We start from the raw sequence: 3406 nt of genomic DNA on the forward strand, positions 1-3406 counted from the left end.
GGGTAGGAGGGCGCGGGTGGGGCATGCCGTTGTCATGGCGCCCACCGATCCCCGTTCCCGCCACCCGCAGCCCGGACCGGCCCATGCCGCCCGACCCCGTTCCGGCCATCTCCGGTCGGGTGGTCCGGCGGGCGGTCCGGGCCCGGCGCCGCCGGGATCCGCCCGCTCGTCCATCGATCCCGACCCCGCGGTCGCCACCGGTCTTGAATCCGGTGGCGGGGTGTCCCCAGGGGAGACGCCGCCCGGCGAGGACTCCATGGCTGGGGCGGTCAGCGGCGATCAGCCCAACGCCGGACCGGGCCCGCCCAATCGGACCCCGATGGCCATCACTCTGATCGCTGTCGGCGTCGTCGTCCCGCTTGTCGCCGCGTTCCTCATCGCGGAGGCGATCATGGGTGCGGGTTGAGCGAATGGCCCGGCGGCCGGCCCGGCAGGTCGTGCCATGCCATGCCGACGGGTCGTGTCGATCGCGGCCGCCTGGCCGTAGGGTCCTGGCCACAGGATCCGGGGATGGGGACCCGATGTGCCATCTGATGTGCCGGGGCGGACGTCAGGACTGGCCGCCGAGTTCCTTCGAGACGGCGTTCGGCCCGTTGTACTGACGGTCCGGTATGTGTTCGAGGGCCTGGATGATGGACTCGTCCGCCCCGTTCTCCTTCGCCTTTTTCACGATTGTCGCGCGATCGGCCGGATAGTCGATTCCCTTGAGATACTTCTGCGCTTCGGAGTCGAAATGAAATAACTTGCGCGTTTCGAACCCTCCACAGGCCTGTGACCTGCGATGATGCTCTCGATCACGTATTTGTTACTTCATTACGTCCCCTTCGATGGCGGTAGTCATGCAGCGAGGATGACCCCTCGGCCGCGGTCCAAACCCCGCGCCGAGACCCCCGGACCCGCAGAACCTCCGTACTGAGTCGACGGCGTCGACGGCGTCGAGCACATCGGCCGGGGTGAGGGTGAGCAGGCCCGGATCGGGGGCTGCGGAGAATGGATCGCCGCGACGGCCCGCCCACAGGGCACGATGGCGCGGGCGGTCCGGCGGGGCCCCACGCGGCCGGTGAGACCGGCCCGAACAGCAGCACCGACGGGATGCCGTAGGCCGTGGCCAGGTGTCCCACCCCGCTGTCGGTGGCCACGACGAGCCGGGCGTCGGCGACGAGGGCACACAGCCCGAGCAGGTCGGTGTCGCCGGCGAGGACGGCAGCGGCGGGGAGCCCCGCGCGACGGGCCACCTCGGTGGCGAGGGCGGCCTCCGGGCGGCTGCCGGTCACGACCACCCGGTGACCACGCCCGGCCAGGCCCCGGGCCACGCTCACCCACCGGTCGACCGGCCAGCGGCGGGCAGGGGCGGCCCCGCCCGGATGGACCAGCGTGACGCCGATGAGCGGGGCAGCCTGGTCGGACTGGTCGGGTCCGGGGGTCTGGTCGGGTCGGGCGGGCAGGTCGGGTCGGTCGGGTCGGTCGAGCCGGTCGAGCCGGTCGAGCCGGCTTAGTTGGCTTGGCCGGTGGGATGGGGCGGGTCGGTCCAGAGCCAGGTCCCTCGGGTCGCAGGGCACCCCGTAGGCGGCGAGCATCCGGCACCAGCGGACCACCTCGTGCTCCTCGGCCTGCTCCTCGGCGCCCGCGGGCGCTTCATCGGGACCGGGCTCGTCCCAGCGGAGGCCTGCGGGCAGGTCGAAGGCCCACAGTCGGCGGGGGTCCGCGGCGCGCAGGGTCGCGGTGGACTCCGGTCCGCGGCCGTGCAGGTTGACGGCCAGGCCGGGCCGGTCGAGCAGGTCGGGTCGCTCGAGCAGGTCGGGTCGGTCGGGTCGGTCGAGCCGCACCGGTCCCAGCGGCGCCGTGTCGAGTACGCCGTTGACCGCGCCGGACAGCAGTGCCAGCGGTTCGAGCCAGCGCGGCGCCGCCAGGACGATGCGCGCCGCCGGCAGGTGCCGGCGCAACCCCCGCAACGCGGGCAGGCCGGTGAGCAGGTCACCGAGCCCGAGCGCGCGCAGGACGACGACGTTGTTCCCGGGTCGCGCGGGGCCGTTGTTTCCGGGTCCCGCGCGACCGCGCGACGTCCCGGTGCCCCCGGGCGAGCCGGTGATCGAGCTGGCGATCAAGGGTAGGAGGTTTCCCAGGACGACGTCACGACCAGCTCCCTGATCTCGCACCCGGCCGGTTGGGCCAGGGCGAACAGCACGGCGCGGGCCACGTCCTGCGGCCGGTTGAGCTTGGCGTCGGGTCCCGGTTTGTACTGTTCGTCACGGTCGTCGAAGAAGGCCGTCGTCATCCCGCCCGGCACGAGGAGCGTGACGCCGAGGCGACCCTTGAACTCCTCCGCCAGCGCCCGGGTGAACCCGATGACGCCGAACTTCGACGCACAGTAGGCCGATGCGTCGCCCGCGACCCGAAGCCCGAGGGTGGAGGCGCACGTCACGATGCGCCCCCCGGAGGTCTCCAGATACGGCAGCGCGCCGCGGACCACCGCCGCGGTACCCAGCAGGTTCACCCCGACGATCCGGTCCCAGTCGGCGCCGTTCAATGATCCGAATGGCGCCGGGTGGTCGGTGCCCGCCGCGGTGAACACACCGTCGAGTCGGCCGCCCTCCCGTTCGACGAGCCGCCGGGTGGCCGCCTCCGCCGCCCGGCCGTCGGCGAGGTCGACGATCTCGTGCGGTGCCGACGGCGCCGGCCGCCGGTCGAGGACCAGCGGACGGCCGCGACCACCGCGGCCCCCAGTCCCGAGGCCCCGCCGGAGACGAGCACGGTTCCGGGACCGCCCGGCGACGCCCCGCTCGCCGCTGCCTCGTGTGCCGTCGATGCGACCGCCGAGCCGGCAACCGCCGAGCCGGCGGCCGGCGTGTCGATGGCCGGCGTGTCGATGGTGGACGTGCCGAAGGTGGTGTCAGGTGCCGCCACGGCGTACCGCCTCTCTGATCATCTTTGTGGTGGAACGGCCTTCGAGATAGGGCAGGACGACTGCCTGCCCCTGCCAGGACGCGACGACGGCGGCCTCCGGCAGGTCGGCGACCGCGTAGTCACCGCCCTTCGCGAACACGTCCGGGCGTAGCTCCCCGAGCAGCCGGGCGGGGGTGTCGTCGTCGAACACCGCCACGGCGTCCACGCTGCCCAGACCCAGCAGCACGGCGGCCCGGTCGGCCTGGCTCACCAGCGGCCGGTCCGGGCCCTTGAGCCGCCGGACCGAGGCATCGCTGTTCAGGCAGACGACGAGACAGTCGCCGAGCCGGCGGGCGGCGGCGAGGACGGAGACGTGGCCGGCGTGCAGCAGGTCGAAGCATCCGCCGGTGGCCACGACCACGCTGCCGCGGGCCCGGGCACGGCGCACCACGTCGAGGGCGGTCGTCGCGTCGAGGGCGGTCGTCAGATCGTGACCGCCCCCGCCCCTGGCTCCGTTCCCGCC

The 3406-nt window shown here is 73.5% G+C and carries 3 protein-coding genes and 2 pseudogenes; 1 reads left to right on the forward strand and 4 read right to left on the reverse strand.

Features of this window, described 5'->3' with window-relative positions:
* A partial coding sequence (locus tag ACY5KJ_RS18875; protein WP_462203988.1) for a DUF6480 family protein occupies positions 1-406 on the forward strand: 406 nt, incomplete at its 5' end.
* Positions 407-550: 144 nt separating this feature from the next.
* On the opposite strand, the gene ACY5KJ_RS18880 is transcribed toward ACY5KJ_RS18875, so the two are convergent.
* The 4 genes and pseudogenes from ACY5KJ_RS18880 to rfaE2 all read right to left on the reverse strand — a co-directional run.
* Positions 551-802, reverse strand: coding sequence for a DUF2795 domain-containing protein (locus ACY5KJ_RS18880; RefSeq protein ID WP_462187628.1), 252 nt, complete (start codon positions 800-802; stop codon positions 551-553).
* A 3-nt stretch (positions 803-805) separates the two neighbouring features.
* Positions 806-1997 (reverse strand): annotated as a pseudogene (locus ACY5KJ_RS18885) (glycosyltransferase family 9 protein).
* 104 nt (positions 1998-2101) lie between these two features.
* Positions 2102-2751, reverse strand: a pseudogene (locus tag ACY5KJ_RS18890) (SDR family oxidoreductase).
* Positions 2752-2890: 139 nt separating this feature from the next.
* A partial coding sequence (rfaE2, locus tag ACY5KJ_RS18895; protein WP_462203989.1) for a D-glycero-beta-D-manno-heptose 1-phosphate adenylyltransferase occupies positions 2891-3406 on the reverse strand: 516 nt, incomplete at its 5' end.

It is taken from the genome of Frankia sp. CcWB3, assembly GCF_977927595.1.